At 36.9% G+C, this 20,212-nt stretch carries 12 protein-coding genes, 1 tRNA gene and 1 CRISPR repeat array; of the genes, 8 read left to right on the forward strand and 5 right to left on the reverse strand.

Going from position 1 to position 20,212, the window contains the following annotated elements; genetic code table 11:
• The first annotated feature begins 1 nt into the window (after window position 1).
• Entirely contained in the window at window positions 2-928 is a 927-nt protein-coding gene (locus tag INR75_RS06105; protein ID WP_223091189.1) for a ketopantoate reductase family protein, read from the forward strand.
• 376 nt (window positions 929-1,304) lie between these two features.
• Window positions 1,305-4,121 carry a leucine--tRNA ligase gene (gene leuS / locus INR75_RS06110; RefSeq protein ID WP_223091190.1) on the forward strand — a complete coding sequence of 939 codons (2,817 nt, stop codon included), beginning with the start codon at window positions 1,305-1,307 and terminating at the stop codon, window positions 4,119-4,121.
• A 908-nt stretch (window positions 4,122-5,029) separates the two neighbouring features.
• On the opposite strand, the gene rimM is transcribed toward leuS, so the two are convergent.
• On the reverse strand, window positions 5,030-5,557 hold the full coding sequence (rimM, locus tag INR75_RS06115) for a ribosome maturation factor RimM (RefSeq protein WP_223091191.1): 528 nt from the start codon (window positions 5,555-5,557) through the stop codon (window positions 5,030-5,032).
• Window positions 5,558-5,571: 14 nt separating this feature from the next.
• Window positions 5,572-6,120, reverse strand: a complete 549-nt coding sequence (locus tag INR75_RS06120; RefSeq protein WP_092540115.1) for a 30S ribosomal protein S16 — start codon at window positions 6,118-6,120, stop codon at window positions 5,572-5,574.
• Window positions 6,121-6,393: 273 nt separating this feature from the next.
• On the opposite strand from INR75_RS06120, the gene INR75_RS06125 reads away from it, so the two are divergent.
• From INR75_RS06125 to INR75_RS06150, 6 genes are all read left to right on the forward strand, one after another.
• The gene (locus tag INR75_RS06125) at window positions 6,394-6,843 is read left to right on the forward strand and encodes a PA2169 family four-helix-bundle protein (protein ID WP_092540635.1); all 450 of its coding nucleotides are present in this window, start codon (window positions 6,394-6,396) and stop codon (window positions 6,841-6,843) included.
• 248 nt (window positions 6,844-7,091) lie between these two features.
• Window positions 7,092-11,480, forward strand: coding sequence for a DNA polymerase III subunit alpha (gene dnaE / locus INR75_RS06130; protein WP_223091192.1), 4,389 nt, complete (start codon window positions 7,092-7,094; stop codon window positions 11,478-11,480).
• A 282-nt stretch (window positions 11,481-11,762) separates the two neighbouring features.
• Window positions 11,763-12,080: a thioredoxin gene (gene trxA / locus INR75_RS06135; RefSeq protein ID WP_013073791.1), complete on the forward strand. Its 318-nt coding sequence runs from the start codon at window positions 11,763-11,765 to the stop codon at window positions 12,078-12,080.
• Window positions 12,081-12,369: 289 nt separating this feature from the next.
• Window positions 12,370-13,299, forward strand: a complete 930-nt coding sequence (locus INR75_RS06140; protein WP_223091193.1) for a DUF58 domain-containing protein — start codon at window positions 12,370-12,372, stop codon at window positions 13,297-13,299.
• A gap of 86 nt (window positions 13,300-13,385) precedes the next feature.
• Window positions 13,386-13,459 (forward strand) — tRNA-Asp (locus INR75_RS06145).
• Window positions 13,460-13,702: 243 nt separating this feature from the next.
• Complete coding sequence (locus tag INR75_RS06150; protein WP_223091194.1) at window positions 13,703-14,920, forward strand: site-specific integrase; 1,218 nt, start codon at window positions 13,703-13,705, stop codon at window positions 14,918-14,920.
• A gap of 183 nt (window positions 14,921-15,103) precedes the next feature.
• Window positions 15,104-15,535: a CRISPR direct-repeat array (repeat unit 47 nt; unit sequence GTTGTGAATTGCTTTCAGAATTGTACTTTTAGTGCAGGATTCACAGG).
• Between the two features lie 115 nt (window positions 15,536-15,650).
• Here the strand turns inward: INR75_RS06150 and cas2 are convergent.
• The 3 genes from cas2 to cas9 all read right to left on the reverse strand — a co-directional run bounded on the left by cas2 (window position 15,651) and on the right by cas9 (window position 19,875).
• On the reverse strand, window positions 15,651-15,998 hold the full coding sequence (gene cas2 / locus INR75_RS06155) for a CRISPR-associated endonuclease Cas2 (RefSeq protein WP_223091195.1): 348 nt from the start codon (window positions 15,996-15,998) through the stop codon (window positions 15,651-15,653).
• Between the two features lie 157 nt (window positions 15,999-16,155).
• A complete protein-coding gene (gene cas1, locus INR75_RS06160) occupies window positions 16,156-17,052 on the reverse strand; it encodes a type II CRISPR-associated endonuclease Cas1 (protein ID WP_223091196.1) in 897 nt (298 codons plus the stop codon).
• Between the two features lie 3 nt (window positions 17,053-17,055).
• A complete protein-coding gene (gene cas9 / locus INR75_RS20395) occupies window positions 17,056-19,875 on the reverse strand; it encodes a type II CRISPR RNA-guided endonuclease Cas9 (protein WP_370629902.1) in 2,820 nt (939 codons plus the stop codon).
• Window positions 19,876-20,212 lie beyond the last annotated feature (337 nt).

Raw genomic sequence — 20,212 nt, forward strand, 5'->3', positions numbered from 1 at the left:
TATGAAAATTCTTGTATACGGCACCGGCGGAGTAGGCGGTTACTTTGGTGGTAGGCTTGCGCAGGCAGGTCACGACGTTACCTTTATGGCCAGAAATGAAAGTTTAAAAGCCATAAAGGAAAACGGATTAATAGTTAAAAGTGTAAATGGTGATTTTACAGTAAAGCCTGCAAAAGCAACTGATGATATTAGTGAAATTGAATCGCCAGATTTGGTGATTTTTGGCTTAAAATCCTGGCAAATAAAAGATGCCGCAAAACATCTAAAATCGATAATTACTGAAGAAACTATGGTGTTGCCACTGCAAAACGGCGCCGATAATATGGAGAAGCTTCAGGAAGTATTGCCTAAAAAGAATGTTTTAGCTGGTTTTTGCCGAATTTACAGTAAAAAAGAAGCCCCGGGAGTGATCAATCACTTCCAATTTGATCCTGAAATCATTTTTGGCGAGCTGGATAATGAAAAATCTGAGCGTGTTTTAAAATTGAAAGAAATTTTCAACAATTCTGGCTTTAAAGGAATTGTTCCAGATGATATTCATAAAGCGATTTGGAAGAAATTCAGTTTTATTGCCACCGTTAGCGGTTTGGGAGGTTTAACCCGAGTAAGTATTGGCAAAATGTGGCAGGACGATTATTTGCAGGGTATTTTAAAGAAAACCGGACTCGAAATTCAGGCGATTGCACAGGCAAAAGGAGTAGATTTTAATGATGAAGATGTAGCGCAGTTATTTCAGTTTATCGGTAACCAGGGAATGACGGCGACTGCTTCTACTCAAAGAGATATTATGGCTGGTCGCCCTTCAGAATTAGGGAACTTTAATGGGTATGTTGTAGAGCAGGGAAAAAAACTAGGTGTTGATACTCCAGTGAACGAATTTATTTATCGTGCACTATTGCCAATGGAGAAGGAAGCGAGAAGGAGTTAGAATTCAGAATTTAGATCACTGCGCTGTTAGAAAATTGACTTTTTGAAAATGTGATAATTTTTAAATTGTAAATAAATCAGAGGTTGGATTCAAAACCAGGACTTAAAATGTAGAATTCTGATTGCTGAACCTGCCCTTCCCGCAGGAGGGCTTGATTCAATATCAAGATTTACTATTTATTAAACATTAATAGCTGTAAACCGTCAACAGTAAACTGTAAACTATCCAGCTAAACCTATTTCCATTCTTAATTGCTGCGACTGGTTTAAAATTGTAAATTTGCAGCCATTGTTAAATATTGATAATTACGGAATTCGAATCAAGTAGAATTCTGATAAAAATAAAGTCCGTTTAGGACATTCAGAAATAAGCAAAAATGAACTACAACTTCAACGAAATTGAAGCCAAATGGCAAAAGTATTGGGCTGAAAACCAAACTTTTAAAGCGTCTAATTCCTCAGATAAGCCAAAATATTATGTGCTGGATATGTTTCCTTATCCATCGGGAGCCGGCTTGCACGTTGGGCATCCGCTGGGGTATATCGCCAGTGATATTTATGCGCGCTACAAACGCCATAAAGGTTTTAATGTCTTGCATCCGCAGGGTTATGATAGTTTTGGGCTTCCGGCAGAGCAATATGCGATTCAAACCGGGCAGCATCCTGCGATCACAACCAAAGACAATATTGCAAGATATCGTGAGCAATTAGATAAAATTGGGTTTAGTTTCGATTGGAGTAGAGAAGTGCGTACCAGCAATCCAGAGTATTACAAATGGACGCAGTGGATTTTTATTCAGCTTTTTGAATCCTGGTATGATCTGGAAGCTGATAAAAGCCGACCTGTTTCTGAATTACAAGAAATCTTTTCTGCGGAAGGGAATACAAGAATTAAAGCGGCATGTGATGATGATGTAGAAGATTTTTCGGCTGACGCCTGGAACAAATTTTCTTCAGAAGAAAAACAACGAATTTTACTAAAATACAGGCTGACTTATCTTGCTGAAACTGAAGTAAACTGGTGCCCACAACTGGGAACAGTATTGGCGAATGACGAGATCGTAAACGGAGTTTCAGAGCGTGGTGGCTATCCGGTAATTCGTAAAAAGATGACCCAGTGGAGCATGCGAATTTCTGCATTTGCAGAGCGTTTGCTTAAAGGATTAGAGAACATCGATTGGACAGAAAGTTTAAAGGAAAGTCAGCGTAACTGGATCGGGAAATCTGTTGGAGCACATGTAGATTTTAAAATTCAGGGAACAGATCATAAAGTCGGTGTATTTACCACCCGTCCTGATACGATTTTCGGGGTAACTTTTATGACCCTTGCACCAGAACATGAGCTGGTAAAAGAGATTACAACAGATGCTCAAAAAGAAGAAGTAGAGGCTTATATTGAAGCAACTGCAAAGCGTAGCGAACGTGAACGAATGGCAGATGTAAAAACGATTTCTGGAGCATTTACCGGGGCTTATGCCGAGCATCCATTTACTAAAGAACCAGTGCCAATTTGGATTGGAGATTATGTGTTGGCAGGCTACGGAACCGGTGCGGTAATGGCTGTGCCATGTGGTGATCAGCGTGATTATGATTTTGCCAAGCATTTTGAAATACCAATTAAAGATATTTTTGAAAATGCTGATATTTCTGAAGAAGCCCATAGCGGAAAAGAAGGAACAGTAATCGCAAATTCAGATTTCTTAAACGGATTAGAATATAAAGAGGCGCTACTAAAAGCGATTCTTAAGTTAGAAGAAATAGGTGCAGGTTACGGCAAAACCAACTATCGATTAAGAGATGCCGTATTTTCTCGCCAGCGTTATTGGGGAGAACCTTTCCCGGTATATTACGTGGACGGTCTGCCGCAAATGATAGATTTAGAACATTTGCCTTTGCATTTACCTGAAGTTGAAAAATATCTCCCAACCGAAACCGGTGAGCCGCCATTAGGAAATGCGACCGATTGGGCCTGGGATACTGCTGCTAATAAAGTGGTGAGTAATGACAAGATCGATGATGAAACCGTATTTCCTTTAGAGCTAAACACTATGCCGGGTTGGGCTGGTAGTAGCTGGTATTTATTCCGTTATATGGATGCTGGTAATAATGAGGTTTTTGCTTCTGAAGCCGCATTAGATTATTGGGAAAATGTAGATTTATACATCGGTGGAAGTGAGCATGCCACCGGGCATTTACTATATTCCAGATTCTGGACAAAATTCTTAAAAGATCGCGGACATTTAAATGTAGAAGAGCCTTTTAAAAAATTGATCAACCAGGGAATGATCCTTGGAACAAGTGCTTTTGTTTATAGACTTGAAGGGGAGAATAAATTTGTTTCTAAAAGCCTTATTGACGGTAAATCGGTGCAGCCAATTCATGCTCCTGTAGCGTTTGTAAATTCTTCAGATGAATTAGATGTTGAAGCTTTTAAAAACTGGAGACCGGAATTTAAGGATGCCGAATTTATTACTGAAGAAGGCGGCGCTTATGTTGTAGGTAGAGAGGTTGAAAAAATGTCGAAATCTAAATATAATGTGGTGAATCCAGATGATATTTGTGAAGATTTCGGTGCTGATACTTTAAGAATGTACGAAATGTTCCTTGGGCCTATCGACCAGGCAAAACCATGGAATACGGCTGGAATCACCGGAGTGCATAGTTTCCTTAAAAAGCTTTGGAAATTATATATCAAAAACGACCAATTTGAGGTCTCAGAAGAAAAAGCTTCTGCAGATTCTTTAAAAACATTACAAAAAACCATTAAAAAAGTAACTGAGGATATTGAGAATTTCAGCTTTAATACTTCGGTTTCTACTTTTATGATCTGTGTAAATGAACTGAATGCGCAAAAATGTAATAGTCGTGAAGTTTTAGAGCCTTTGGCGGTTCTAATCGCACCTTATGCGCCACATATTGCTGAAGAATTATGGAGTAAGTTAGGGCATTCAGAATCAATTTCGACTGCTTCTTATCCAGAGTTTGAAGAGAAATTTTTAGTAGAAAGCACTAAAAATTATCCAATTTCATTTAACGGGAAAATGCGCTTTACGATGGAATTACCAATGGATATGAGTAAAGATGAGATCGAGAAAACGGTAATGGCAGACGAACGTACTCAAAAACAATTAGACGGTAGAACACCTAAAAAAGTGATCGTTGTACCAGGTAAGATTGTAAATATTGTAGGCTAATTTTTTAGCTGGTAGCTGATTTTTATAATACATTAAACCTCACAGGTTTTAAAAACCTGTGAGGTTTTTTATTGGCACCGCCAAAGGGTATAATGCTCCGAGGCTTGCCTCGAAATTAAAAAATTGTTTCTAGTGAATGCTTCGTGGGCTTGCTCTGATGTAGTTTACTAATAGAAGTTAAATTTCAGAAGATTTTTCGGTTCTTATCTCGTTCGAAATGATAAATCGTATTTTTTGAATAATTGGGTTGAAAAAGTATGGGGATTTGTATTATAGAGCTGAGTGATGAGCAATTGTTATTAAATAGTAGTCATTTCGAGCGCAACGAAGTGAAGTCGAGAAATCTAAATTATTATTGTTTTTCCTTAGAAGTAAGATTTCAAAATTCAATATTTTAAGTCATGATTCTTGACTCCTTTTTGTTTTTTAAATCTGCATATTTATGCATTTTCAAATTATCGCATTTTTAGATAGTCTATATTCTATAATTTAGCAGCTAAGCGCTCTAATTCTAACTACTGAGTACTTCTCGATACAATTTCTTGTACCTCGAAATTACTCGAAGTGACAATAAGTTTTTCAAATGCAATACAGCATTCAGTACTTTAAGTCATAATTCTTGACTCCTTTCTGTTTTCAAATCAGCTCATCTACGCATTATAAAATTATCAAATAGTCTATGTTCTATAATCTAGCAGCGCAGCGATCTAAATTCTAACTACAAAGTACTTCTCGATACAATTTCTCGTACCTCGAAATTACTCGAAGTGACAATAATTTTTTCAAATGGAAATTTAGAATACAATATTCGAAATAAAAAATCCTACCTTTTAATCTTAGTCTATTTTCTAATCTCTAACAGCGCAGCGATCTAAAATCTAACATCTAAGAGCAAAGCGGTCTAAACTCTAACCTAAATAAAGCTCAATAAGTCCTTCAGGAGTAATAAGGTGGATGGTTTTGTTGGGTTTGTCGATCTTTTGGATAAATTCATCATTCATAGGAACAAGAATTTCTTTTTCATCTTTTTTGATCTCGAACAAGGCCTGGGCGGTGCTATCGTTAATAGAGGTAATTTCGCCTATATCGCCATGAGTAGCGTCGATAACTTTAAATCCAATGATTTCGTGGTAGTAAAACTGGTCCTCATCCAGTTCTGGTAAAAAAGTGAGCGGAAGATAAAGTTCACATCCAATCATGTCTTCAGCATCATCTTCAGTATCGATATCTTCTATCTTTGCACGTAATAAAGTGCTTTTGTGTAAAGAGGTCTTTTCAAAGAAAAATGGAACCAGATTGTTGTTATATTCAACAAAAACTGATTCCATTTCTGTGTACAATTCAGGTTCGTCTGTATCTAATTTGATAAGGACTTCACCTTTAAAGCTAAATTTGCTAACGATCTTCCCTAAGTAGAAACACTCTTCTTTAGTCATCGCTAGCTAAGAAATTAGTCTTGTTTTTCTTCAGTTTTAGCTTCTTCTGCAGTTGCATCGTCTACTTCTTTTTCAACATCAGCTTCTGGCTCGCCTTCTTCAGTAACAGCAGCAGCTTCTGCAGCGGCAGCTTCACGTTTAGCGTTTACTTCTTTTTCAGCAGCTAAAGCTTTATCTTTTGCTTCTTGTTCTGCTTTAGAAAGATTTTCTTTTTTGTCGTTAATCTTGCCTTCTTTTTCCTCTAGCCAAGCTTGGAATTTCTTCTCAGCTTCTTCTTCGGTTAAAGCGCCTTTTTTAACTCCAACGGCAAGGTGTTTCTTTAATAAAGCACCTTTGTAAGAAAGAATAGCACGAGCAGTATCTGTTGGCTGTGCACCATTCTGTAACCATTTTACTGCACCGTCTACATCTAGTTCGATAGTAGCAGGATTAGTGTTTGGATTGTAGATTCCTAATTTGTCTAAGAATTTACCATCTCTTTTAGAACGAGCATCTGCGGCTACGATCCAATAAAAAGGTTTTCCTTTTTTACCGTGTCTTTGTAATCTGATTTTTACAGGCATAAAAATTAATTTATGGGGTTCCCGACCCCTGTTATTAATGAGGCTGCAAAGATACTACATTTTTCTAATTTACAAGATGTTGGCTAAAAAATATTATACCGGGTTTAAAATGGAGATTAGTTGATATCGATATTAAGAAATTGGTAATATAAATGTCGAATTATAGGATATAAGTTAAAAGCAGTTAATTAGTGCTAAACCCTGTTAAATAGGTTGTTGCGACGGTAAATGGATTGTAATTTTATACTCGCTATGAATCAAAAAGAAAAAGAAATGAAATATTCAGAAGAAGTATCAGAAAAGTTAAATGAGCTTTTAGAAAAGAATTACGACGCAGAAAAAGGATATAAATTCGCTGCCGAAAATATTAAAAATACAGAATTAAAAGCATTTTTTTCTGAAAGAGCCAAAGAGCGCTACGATTTTGGTCACGAATTGAAATCTGAGATTCGCAACTTTGGTGAGAATCCTGAAAAAGGAAGTAGTCTTGCGGCAGATGCTCACAGAACATGGATGAATTTAAAAACGGCTTTGTCTGGAAATAAAGAAGAATCGGTTTTAGAAGAAGCAATAAGAGGAGAGAAAATTGCTGTAGAAGAATACGAGAAAATCATTCAGGATACCAATATTCCGCCTTCGACACAAAATATTTTGGTAAAACAAAAGAATTCTATCGTGGCTTCACTAAATAAGGTGAAAACTTTAGAACATCAGTACGACTAATTAAAAAATTGCCTTGAAAAAGAAAATAAATTAAGATGCGAATAGATGTTTGATTGAAGTAGTAGTTTTAATGTTCGTATCGAGCCTCACGGAAAGGGACGTAGTCCTGATTGCCGTGAGGCTTTTTTAATGGTTAATAACTGATGAAAATTAGACTTTTTCTCAGCTTAAATATTGCTTAGTTTTGCAAGATAAGATGTTGCTGAATTCCCCTTTTTCTTCATTATGGGGTACAAAACTAAGAGCCGATGTATTTAATTTTTGATACCGAAACTACCGGATTGCCAAAGCGTTGGGATGCGCCTTTAACCGATTCTGATAACTGGCCGCGATGTATACAGATCGCATGGCAGTTGCATGACGAGATGGGAAATCTTATAGAGCATCAGGATTATCTGGTGAAGCCGGAAGGTTTTGATATCCCTTATGATGCCGAGCGAGTACACGGTATTTCGACAGATCTGGCCAGGGAAGAAGGAATTTCGTTAGAAGAAATGCTAGAGAAGTTCAATGAAGCATTGGGGAAAACCAAATTCATTGTTGGGCAAAATCTTGGTTTTGACGTTAACATTATGGGAGCCGAGCTGCATCGTGCCGGGATGGATAGCCAGTTACTGGAACTTCCCGTATTGGATACCTGTACAGAAACAACGGCCGAAATGTGTAGAATTCCCGGTGGTCGTGGTGGTAAATTCAAACTACCAACATTAACCGAGTTACACGAATATCTTTTTGATGAGCCATTTGGAGAAGCGCATAACGCAACTGCCGATGTTGAGGCTACAACACGTTGTTTCCTGGAATTGGTTAGAAAAAGAACCTATTCTGCGGAAGAATTAAATGCTGCTCCAGGTTATTTTGAAGATTATGTTGAGGCCAATCCAGAGCCGTTTCAGCCAATTGGTTTAAAGCATATCAATCTTAAAAAAGCTTCCGAAGCGATAAGAAAAAGGCTAGAGAAATTACAGCCAACCGATGAGATCACTACGGAAGAAATTGAAGAGAACCTTGAAAAATTAGATGAGGTTCCTTTTGCGCATTTACATAACCATTCGCAATTTTCGGTATTACAGTCAACCATAAGTATTCCAGATCTTGTTAATGCGGCCGGTGAGCAGAACATGCCGGCGGTAGCACTTACAGATCATGCCAATATGATGGGAGCGTTTCATTTTGTGAAGGAAGTTGGCGCTTATAATAAAGGTGTAAAGGCTAAAAATGAAGAAGCAGAAGCCAATGGCGAGCCGGCCGAAGCTAAGGAATTAAAGGCGATCATTGGGTGTGAGTTTTTTGTATGTGAAAATCATACCGATAAATCCAGAAAAGACAACGGCTATCAGGTTGTGATGCTGGCGAAGAATAAAAAAGGCTATCATAATTTGGCCAAAATGTCTTCTAAGGCGTATACCGATGGATTTTATTACGTGCCTCGTATCGATAAAGAGGTCGTAAAACAATATAAAGAAGATGTGATCGTCCTTACCGGTAACCTTTATGGTGAGGTGCCGAGTAAGATTTTGAATGTTGGGGAAAAGCAGGCAGAAGAAGCTTTGCTTTGGTGGAAAGAAGAGTTTGGTGAAGATCTTTATATCGAGATCATGCGCCACGATCAAGAAGACGAAAACCGGGTAAACCAGGTTTTAATTGAGTTTTCTAAGAAACACGAAATAAAATTAATTGCGACCAATAACACCTATTATTGGAAAAAAGACGACGCTAATGCGCACGATATTTTACTATGTGTAAAAGATGGTGAAAAGCAGGCAACACCAATTGGTCGTGGTCGTGGATATCGTTACGGATTACCAAATCAGGAATATTACTTTAAGACTGCTGAAGAGATGAAAAATCTCTTTAAAGATCTGCCTGAAGCGATATCTAATATTAAAGAAATTGTAGATAAAATTGAGCCTTTCGAGCTGGCTCGAGATGTATTACTTCCGGCATTTACCATTCCTGAAGAGTTTTTGGTTGAAGAAGATAAAGTAGATGGTGGTAAGCGAGGTGAAAATGCATATTTAAAGCATATCACGTTTAAAGGAGCTGAAGAACGCTATGGTGAAATAACTCCAGATATTAAAGAGCGACTGGACTTTGAGCTTTCGGTAATCGAAAATACCGGATATCCCGGGTATTTCCTTATTGTAGAGGATTTTATTCGCGAAGCACGAAATCTTGATGTGTCGGTTGGGCCGGGTCGTGGATCGGCTGCCGGTAGTGCGGTGGCATATTGTTTGGGAATTACCAATATCGACCCAATTAAGTACGATCTGCTTTTTGAGCGTTTCTTAAATCCAGATCGTGTAAGTATGCCCGATATTGATATCGACTTTGATGATGAAGGTCGTAGTCGGGTTATGGATTATGTAATTGGGAAATATGGAGCCAATCAGGTAGCGCAGATTATTACCTACGGAACCATGGCGGCAAAATCTTCGATTCGGGATACGGCCAGAGTTTTGGATCTTCCGCTAAGTGATGCTGATAGAATTGCAAAACTGATCCCTAATACCAAGCTTGGTAAGATCTTCGGAATGGATGAAAAGGCTTTGAAGTCTAAATTCCGAAGTGAAGAAGTCGACAGTATAAATGAGCTTTTAAATATTTCTGAAGGAGATGATCTTGAAGCACAAACTGTAAATCAGGCACGAGTTTTAGAAGGATCGGTAAGAAACACAGGGATTCATGCCTGTGGAGTAATTATTACGCCAAGTGATATTACCAATTATGTTCCGGTTTCCGTAGCAAAGGATTCAGATTTATATGTTACGCAGTTCGATAACTCGGTTGTAGAAAGTGCAGGACTGCTAAAAATGGACTTCCTGGGGTTAAAAACTTTAACCCTAATTAAGGATACGATCAAGATCGTTAAAGGGAAACATGGTATCGATCTGGTTCCTGATGAATTTCCGTTAGATGACGAAGAAACTTATAAACTTTTCCAACGAGGGGAAACGGTAGGGATATTCCAGTATGAATCTCCCGGGATGCAGAAACACATGCAAGCGCTAAAACCAACGGTTTTTGACGATCTAATTGCGATGAACGCATTGTATCGACCAGGGCCTATGGAATATATCCCGAGTTTCATTGCCAGAAAACATGGTGACGAAGAGATAAGCTATGACCTTCCAGATATGGAAGAGTATCTTAAAGAAACCTACGGGATTACAGTTTACCAGGAGCAGGTGATGTTGCTTTCGCAAAAGTTAGCCGGTTTTTCTAAGGGTGAAGCCGATATGCTTCGTAAAGCGATGGGTAAAAAGTTAGTGGCACTTCTGGCTCAGTTAAAACCAAAATTTATTGGTGGTGGAGAAGCCAAAGGTCATCCTACAGATGTTTTAGAGAAGATTTGGAAAGACTGGGAAGCATTTGCTTCGTATGCATTTAACAAATCGCACTCTACCTGTTACGCCTGGATCGCCTACCAAACTGCTTATTTAAAAGCCCATTATCCTGCGGAATATATGGCGGCGGTTTTATCGAACAACATGAACGATATTAAGCAGGTGACTTTCTTTATGGAAGAATGTAAGCGAATGAAGCTTAATGTACTTGGGCCAGACGTTAACGAATCTTATTACAAATTCTCTGTAAATAAAGATAACGCGGTAAGATTCGGGATGGGAGCGATTAAAGGAGTTGGAGCCGGTGCGGTGGCTACGATCGTAGAAAACCGAAAAGGTGAAAATGGCCATTATCGTTCGATATTTGATATGGCCAAAAGAATCGATCTTAGAGCTGCGAATAAAAAAGCTTTTGAAAACCTGGCTTTGGCCGGTGGATTTGATTGTTTTAAAGAAACTCACCGAGCGCAATATTTTCACGATGAAGGAGACGGAATGAGTTTCCTGGAGAAAGTGGTGAAGTTTGCGGCTAAATTTCAGGAGAATGAAAACTCTTCTCAGGTAAGTTTATTTGGTGAAGCCAGCGAAGTTCAAATTCCGGAGCCTAGCGTGCCGCCTTGCGAAGAATGGGGGACGATGGAGAAATTACGTCGTGAAAAAGAAGTGGTGGGAATTTATATTTCGGGGCATCCGCTAGATGATTTTAAGAAAGAGATTCAGTATTTCTGTAACGGAAGTTTGTCAGATTTTAGAGCGCTTGAAAACGTGGTAAATCGAGAGATATCTTTTGGAGGCGTAATTAGTGACGTACAGCATAGAACCTCTAAAATGGGAAAAGGATGGGCGATGTTTACGGTTGAAGATTATAATGAATCTTACGAATTTAGAATGTTTGGAGAGGAATATCTTAAAAATAGGCATTTCCTGGTACCAAATTCGTTTGTGCATATAAAGGCATTTATCAAAGAAGGCTGGACCAATAAAGACACCGGTAAAAAAGGAGAGCCAAGGATTCAGTTTAATAGTTTCCAGCTACTTCATGATATTATGGATACGTATGCGAAGAAACTTACGATTCAGTTAGATATTAATGATCTTAAAGAGGAAAAAATCGATGTTTTAAGAGACATTTTTAGGACTTATCGCGGCGATCATAAACTCAATTTTGTAGTTTACGAAATGAAAGAGCAGTTGAAATTGCACATGCCGAGTAAACGCCAAAAAGTAAAGATTTGTCCTGAATTATTAGAGAATCTTGAACAGCAGCAAGTGGTTTATAAATTGAATTGATAACCTGTTTAGGGTTTAATTTTTGTGGTTTTGTATGAAGAGTACATTCGAAATCGATAAAATTAGTTCCTAAATTATACAAAATCGGGTAGGGATTGCAGCAAGCTACCGTGTAGCGCGTAAAGCCCGGTCTTTCCTGAAGATGTAATCGAAAGGAAAGAGCCCGCCAGATAATTATTGACAATCAACGTATAACGAAATCTAATTTTTGCGATGTAAGGTTTCCGAAAATAAATGACTACTTTTACGTATTGATTTTAAATTACTAGAAAAATAACGATTATGGCTATTGAAATAACAGACGCAAACTTTGAAGAAACAGTATTAAAAAGTGATAAACCAGTAATGGTAGACTTTTGGGCAGCTTGGTGTGGACCTTGTAGAATGGTAGGACCGGTAATCGAAGAACTTAGCGGTGAATACGAAGGAAAAGCAGTTGTTGGAAAGCTTGATGTTGATGCAAACCAGGAATTTGCTGCAAAATACGGAGTTAGAAATATCCCTACTGTACTTATTTTCCAAAACGGAGAAGTTGTAGGTCGCCAGGTAGGTGTTGCTCCTAAAAATACTTATGCTGATGCTTTAAATGAGCTTTTATAATTAGATGTAAATCACATCGATTTTAGATAATATTGAGCCCGGTTTTTACCGGGCTTTTTTGTTTTGCTGTTAGAGGTTAGAAGTTAGACCGCTTCGCTTTAGAATTTAGAGATTAGAATCAAGATTGTATAATTTTAGTAATAATTTTTGAGCCAATGAAATATCTAGTTTTGCTGTCAACTGTTAGCCGTAAACTATAAACTTAATTTAGCTGAACGGTGAAAGCTACAAGCTAACAGCTTTTTCTATCAACTTGTTTTCGTATATTCCAGCAACAAATATTTCGATTTTGAAATTACAACAACAGGTACATCAAACTGAAGGTTTTTTAAATTTGGAAATCTTAGCCAGGCAAATCGTGGAAGGTTATATTTCAGGAATGCATAAGAGTCCGTTTCACGGTTTCTCTGCGGAGTTTGCCGAGCATAAAATTTACAATCAGGGCGAAAGTACCAAGCATATTGACTGGAAGCTTTACGCAAAGACCGATAAGTTGTATACCAAACGCTACGAAGAAGAAACTAATTTAAGATGCCATTTAATCATCGATAATTCGGCTTCGATGCATTATCCTTCATTAAAGAAACAAAGTCTCTCAAAACTTAATAAAATTGGTTTTTCGGCTTTAGCTTCTGCCTGCATCATGAACATGTTGAAGCGCCAACGCGATGCGGTAGGATTAAGTGTGTATAGTGACGAATTTGAATTTTACGCACCAGAGAAAGCAGGAGAGCGCCATCATCATTTATTGCTGAATAATCTGGAAAAAGCGGTGAACTCTGAAGGATTCAAAAGAGGAACACAAACCTTCACCTATCTTCATCAAATCGCCGAGAAATTAAAAAGACGCTCTTTAGTGTTTCTTTTTACAGACATGTTTCAAAGTGACAAAGAAGAAGCTGAGCTTTTTGAAGCGCTACGGCATTTAAAATATAATAAGCATGAAGTGGTTTTATTTCATGTTTTAGATAGCGAAAAGGAGTTGGGTTTTAGTTTTGAGAATACACCAAAGCGATTTTTTGATGTAGAAACCGGTGATGAAATCGATTTGTATTCAGAAAATATTCAGGAAAATTATAAAAAAGCGATCGAAGATTACTTCGAAAATTTAAAATTAGAATGTGCGAAGTACCGCATTAGTTACGTTCCCGTAGATATCAATAAAAATTTCAATAAAATTTTACAGTCCTATTTTGTTGAAAGACAAAAGCTTGCTTAGCGAAAGAGAAAAAAGATAAAAAAAATGCGAAAAAAAGTTTGTGCGATTGAAAAACTGCAGTATATTTGCCCTCGCAATAACGCAACGGTCTGGTAGTTCAGTTGGTTAGAATACCTGCCTGTCACGCAGGGGGTCGCGAGTTCGAGTCTCGTCCAGACCGCTTTTAGAATACCAAATAAAAGCAAAAAGCCTTTAAATCAATGATTTAGAGGCTTTTTTTATTGTCCTAACTATCATTTTAACGCATATTAACCTAAGTGTTTGGTGCTTAATTCGGTGCATATTTTTATCGCCGATTTATATGCACCTCGAAACTCCTAACGCACTGTTAATAAAAGTCTTGCAGCTTTTCTTTAACACTTTCTTTTCCTACCTTGAGGTGCATATTCTAATACCAGCACCGATGAATAATTCACTATCTATCATTTTTTATCCAAAAAAGACCACTTCAAAACATACGAATGAAGCTATTATCTATGCTCGAATCACGTATAATGGTAATCGATCAGACTTTACCACTTCCAGAAAAATAGAAGTGAGTAAATGGAATTCCCGTACAAATAGTACTCGAGGTAATTCTGGAGAAGCAAGGATCATTAAAAGATACCTCGATGACATACGTACTAGGTTATACGATATCCATGATCGTTTAGTTAGGGAGCAAAAGAATATCTCGTCTAAAATTATAAGGGATATTTATTTAGGGAAAGAGGAGAGGGAGTACAAGCTTATGGAGATATTTAATGAGCATAATGACCAGATGGAACGGCTTATTGGTAAAGGCTACACAAAAGGAACTTTACAGCGTTATAAAGCCTGCAAAAAACATATTGAAGATTACCTCGATTTTAAATTTAAAGTAAAGGATATGCCAGTTAAAGAAGTTGACTATTCATTTATTACTGGTTTCGAGCACTTCTTAAAATCGCAAAAGGAATGTGGGCATAATACTTCGATTAAATACATTGTAAATTTTAAAAAGATTATTAGGATCGCGTTAGCAAATGAATGGATTAGTAGTGATCCTTTTTTCCATTGGAAAGGAACATGGAAATCTTCAGATAGGGATTATTTAAATGATGAGGAATTAAAAAGGTTGTCAGAAAAAGATTTTGATATCAGTCGATTAGATTTGGTAAGGGATATGTTCGTTTTTTCCTGTTATACAGGGCTTGCTTTTGCAGATATAGAGAAGCTTTCTGAGGATGATATCGTTTCTAACGGAGATCAACGATGGATAAAAACGAAAAGGAAGAAAACAAATTCTTTAAGTAGTATTCCTCTATTACAAATCCCGGAGAATATTTTGGTTAAGTATAAAGATCATCCTAGAGTTAAATTTAGTGACAATGTACTGCCGGTAATGTCTAATCAAAAGTCTAATGCGTATCTAAAGGAAATAGCAGACCTGTGTAGGATAAAAAAGAATTTAACTACTCATTTGGCCAGACATACTTTTGCCACAACGGTAACGCTTTCTAAAGGGGTTCCTATCGAGTCTGTAGGGAAAATGTTAGGACATAAATCTTTAAAAACTACTCAGATCTATGCAAAAGTTCTTGATGATAAAATTGCTAAGGATATGCAGGTTGTTGCTAAGGGAATGGAAAAGTATTCATAATAACAGATAAAGCCGATAAAATAGCATCGGCTTTATCGACGAAGCTTGAGATCGCTCCCGCGCTTCATAGCAAATATAAGAATTTAAATATTTTGATATTATTTTTAAAATTCAATGATTTTAATATTGTACTTTTAGTGCAGGATTCACAGGTCTATTTGAAAGCGATTGTAAATAGTTTTGGTTGTGAATTGCTTTCAGAATTGTACTTTTAGTGCAGGATTCACAGGTTTGATTGTTTGAAATGTAATTCTGTAACTGTTGTGAATTGCTTTCAGAATTGTACTTTTAGTGCAGGATTCACAGGAACACGTTAAATCGTACCTAAAAGACCGTAGTTGTGAATTGCTTTCAGAATTGTACTTTTAGTGCAGGATTCACAGGTCATAATGCTACGGGATCGTGGCTTAAACGGTTGTGAATTGCTTTCAGAATTGTACTTTTAGTGCAGGATTCACAGGATCTGAAAATTTAATGTAGTTGTTGTTTGAGTTGTGAATTGCTTTCAGAATTGTACTTTTAGTGCAGGATTCACAGGTTTATCTACAGCTGTAATACTGGTCCATAAGTTGTGAATTGCTTTCAGAATTGTACTTTTAGTGCAGGATTCACAGGATACCCGGTTTAAAAACTTGGTATTCTGTGTTTTAACTGCTTTTTTAGGATTAAAAAAAGTAGACCTTTTATCTTTTTAAATAAGGTTAAATTCTAACAATATCAATCCTAAAAATTAAAAAAGTTCTAATTGCTGGTCCGGAATATTTGGAAAAGTTTCTTTCTGGCCATGAAAAAGTTCTATCATTCCAAACTGTTTATCGGTTATCTGCATTACTGCGACTTTTCCTTTTTTTGGGAGATTATTTTTTGTTCTTTTTATATGTACAGCCGCATTTTCCCGACTGGCACAGAATCTGGAATAAATAGAAAATTGAAACATCCCGAAACCATCATTCAGTAATTGTTTTCTAAATCGGGTGGCAGCTTTGCGTTCCGTCAGTGTTTCGGTTGGTAAATCAAAAAAGACAAGTACCCACATACAGCGATATTGGTTCAATCTGGAAAAATGACTTTCCTGCATTGTTTTCAGTTTATTTTTCTATTCATCTTCAATTTAGCTATGCTTCGATACATTTCGACAAGCTCAATACGACTCAAAATTCTATCGAATTTCACTCAGTGCCGCTATATGTAGTTCACTGAGTGTTTGTATTGAGTAAGCGAATCTAACTGCCTGGCTATACAAACTCGGGGTATAATATTTTCCGGCTACTTCCATAAAAACATTCGTATAAACTATTAGTAGTACGGCTCATCGCATTCATTAACGGACTTTTTTTGCCATCAATAGTCACATCCATAGCAGGTATTGTTAAAAGCTCAGATTTAATATTTGTATTTAATTCTTCAAGATTTGCTTCGGTGTTTACGATCTGATTAACCATAAGATCTACGTAAGGGCGATAGGGTTCCATAACATCATCAGCTAAAGAGAACGGATTGTATTTGTTATGATGAAAAATTCCAACCGATGGGAGCATACCACTAGCCACCAAAGCTCTTGCAGCCACAGCTCTTAAAATGGCATACCCATAGTTCAATGGATTGTTAGGAGGAATACCTTTTTGGTTACGGCTAAAGCTTTCGATATCAAACAGGTTCTGAAAATAATGGGCGGCAGCAATGGCTTCGTGATTTTGGGTATCACCACTCTTTACTTCATTACTCCAGCGTTCCAATTTTAAACTGTATTTGCCTAAGAGTTTTAAATGTGCCGCCTGATTACTGATTTTAGCAGTTACCGTTTGTTGCCAAAGATTCTTCTTTAACGGGATACTGGCATCAAGTTGATGCCGGTAACGTACCGTTTGTTCGGTATGGCCTACTAAAGGTTGTAGCAAAGAGCAGGGCATGTGTTGCTGATCACAGGTAATAATGGCCGTTTTATTTTGCACGAGCTTCAATAGCAAACCACTGGTTAGGGTAATTTGTTGATTTTCTATCACTACAAAGCCCAAATCTTCAATGGGGATGGTTTTTTCTTGCCTTTCCTCTTCAGGAAAGTTAACTACCAATTGTTCATTTTTGGTACTTAAATAGGCCGGATTGCCAAAAAACAGAGTACGTTTGATCATATTCTAGAATTTAAAATTAATTGTTCCATCTAAACTCATTTTAAAATCTTTTTCTTCGATAGCGAAATTCCAATTACCTGCGGTAAGCCTCATTAGCGGCTGTTTCTCAAAACTCCCATATTCAGAGGCTTCCTTATATCCTTTTTGCAAGGCTTTTACTATTTCTGTGTTTGCCCCAGAGATTAAATGATGCTTAAACTTTATTTTATTTGAATCACCTTCAAATTGATACATTTTATACATCCTATCGGAGAGTTCCTTTTGGGTGAGATCCTTTAACTCTTCTAAATTCTCTTTGTAGAAAATGGCTTTTTGACCAGATTTTAAAACTGCATATAAGGGAAGTTTTGTTTTTTTCTTTTGGATCGAATTAAAATGTGGGATTTTATAAAAATCTTTTTCATCTTTAATGCCCAATTTAGCTAAGTCGAAAATTCCAATAATATAAATAGCTCGCTCTTCTTTTCCTTTTACTTCTCCTTTATAAAACAAGCAAAATACATTTTCCCCGTTCTGTGCATAGGTAGTTTGCTTATATTCTTTATCTGAAACAAAATCGTGGTCGTGTGGTCTTATAGCTGTAGTATGCTTTAATCTGTCAAAACATCGGATATGCCTTATTTTATTAACTCTTTCTCCTTTTTTGTTGAGCATATAAATGCCATTTTCTAAGGCATCTTTAAAGCTGTCGGCTTCATCTACCTGAGTCTTTATCATTTCAAATAAAGCTCGATCAACAATTACCTTTTCTATTTCTTTAAGGGTTTTAAATCCTGGGGAAGCCAAATCTTTAGCATAAGACAAGGGTTTTCTAATAACGAGTTTAATATCGTCTTCTAAAATCATTTTCTTGTCATTGTCAAATACAATTTTGTTATTCTCATCACGTTTGGCCTGTTTTATGGCACCGTATAATGATTCGCCGTGTAATTGACCACGAATGGTGTCCCCCTTTGCCCACATTGGCTTGCCATTTTCTTTTTTTACTATTCTTCCACGTTTCCTTAATTTTTTGAAGGTAGGTGTAAGGGTGCGTTGTTCTTTTAAGTTGTTGATGAGCGTTTCCTCCTCAATTTGTTTAATGTACGATGTCTTAAAGTCTTTCCAATCTATAGGTTGCTCGTGATAGGTTTTTGCTATACCATTATCTTTTGCTAGATTGTATGATTTTAGAATTTGGTCGCGTTGTGCAGGTTTTGGTATCAAGGTTAAAATGGCAGCATCAACTGCGTGGTGACTGTGCTTAGAACGGTCTTTCTTATCCCTAAACAATTTTACATTGTAAATTTCTTTAAAATCATTGACGACATTGCCTTTTTGAACTTCTACCCGATTAAAGACAGTATTGAGATAGGGTATTGCGTATTTAGTCATTATTTGGGTGTCTCGCAATTGACTATTACGCCAGTTTGCTATATATTCTTCAATAGTAAAGGTTTGCAGTTTTTGTTTTAAGTAATCCAGTTCAAACTTTAAAAGATGCCGCTGTTGTATCTTATAATCTTTAGCATCTTTAGAGTCAATGTAGCTTAGGTTTTTTAAGCTATCAAGTTTTTTTTCTAAATCGGCTATTTTCGCCCATTTTTCAACAATAATTTCTTTTTCATTTCTTCCTTTTTTTATTTTCTTTTTATAAACGGTTCTTTTACCAAAAATGCTTTCTATGTTTTTTAGGATAGGTTCTATACGTTTTCCGTTAAAAGTGGAAGCATCGTCATAGTTGTTCAGTTGCGCTGGGTATTTTTTGCCTTTAATTCGGTTATTAAAATCTTTATTGGCAAGACTTAAGTTTTTCAATTCACTATCAAAACTGATACTTGCTGGGATAGTATGTTCTATGTCATAATATTCTCCATTCAGCACATCACACATATTGATGACTTCCCCGGTGTATAGACATTTGCGATCTTGTTCTTCCCAAAGCCTTATTTTGCGTATAAGTGATTTGTTATTTACATCAAAACTAGTCTTACTTTCTTTATTGATTTCTTCAATACGTTTTTTATAAGACTCATTTTCCTTTTCTCTTTCGTTTTGCCATTTCTCTAATGCCTTTCTATAATTGGCATTGTTGAGTTCGCGCGCTATTTCTACGACAATCCTTGTATGGGTGTCGATTTGTTGTGTCTGTAATAAAAAGTTTAGAAGCTGCTTTAACTTGTGGAGGGTTTTTAGCGCCATTGGGTTTTTAAACCCTTTGCTTATGGGTTCTGGATCGCCCAATAATTTCAGGGAAATGCCATCAGCGTCTGCGTCTGGATTTTTATGTAGAAAGCGATCCAGTTCAGCTTCTTTTATAAAAAAGGTTTTGCTCTTTAGATTGATTTCCTGATAGGTTGAGACATTAGGATATTTTTCCTGCTCTGAAGGATGCCAAAGGTATTTTATATTTTCATCAGGTACTTGTTCCGGGTAGTGTTCTTGCAAGTAATTAAATATTTGCTCGTGAATGCGTGGCTGCTCTATAAAGCTGCCTTTTTTTGCGTGAAATGGCTTTTGCAGGAATTTTTTGTACTCATTTTTAATATGATCAAAGTACTGCTTTTGAGTTTTTTCATCGGTTTCGTTCCAGGTCTTTTCTCCCAAAGTTTCAATTATTTTTTGATGAATTAAACTGTGGTCAGAATCATCTAAATCTTCATTTTCAGCTAAATGATAGTCGCCCTCTGAAACAAGCTCAGCCCGAAAAAGATTGTTTAATATGTGATTTAATTTTTTCTCTATAGCGGCATTCTCATAAATAGCATCGATTTCGCCGGCAAAATGATCGATGAAGTCCTTTGAAACTTCATGTGTCCCCAGCACTTTTTGAAGGTTTGCCATATAAACCGCTTTTGGGTACAGAAACCCTTTTTGAAGATAGGGCAGTATTTTTTTTATGGCCGAAAGGCTTAAAGTAGCGTAGCCTTGTTGCAGTTTTATCTTTGAAAATTTTGTAGATGCTTCTTCCGCTAAGCCCAATTTATTTGAGGCAAATTCGCTAAGCTTTTCTTCATTGTCAAAGGTGAACAGTGTGTGCCAAATATCCTCAACAGTGTAGAATTGCTCTTGTTTTTTTGAAGGTTGTGCTTCACGTACAAAAGAGTCATTCCATTGATAATCTTTTTTCCAATTTTCACCTAGAACCTCTTCAAGCTTTTTTAGCAATTTTGCTGATAAT

Origin of the sequence: Zunongwangia sp. SCSIO 43204 (genome assembly GCF_019904275.1) — a bacterium.
GTDB classification, from domain to species: Bacteria; Bacteroidota; Bacteroidia; order Flavobacteriales; family Flavobacteriaceae; genus Zunongwangia; species Zunongwangia mangrovi.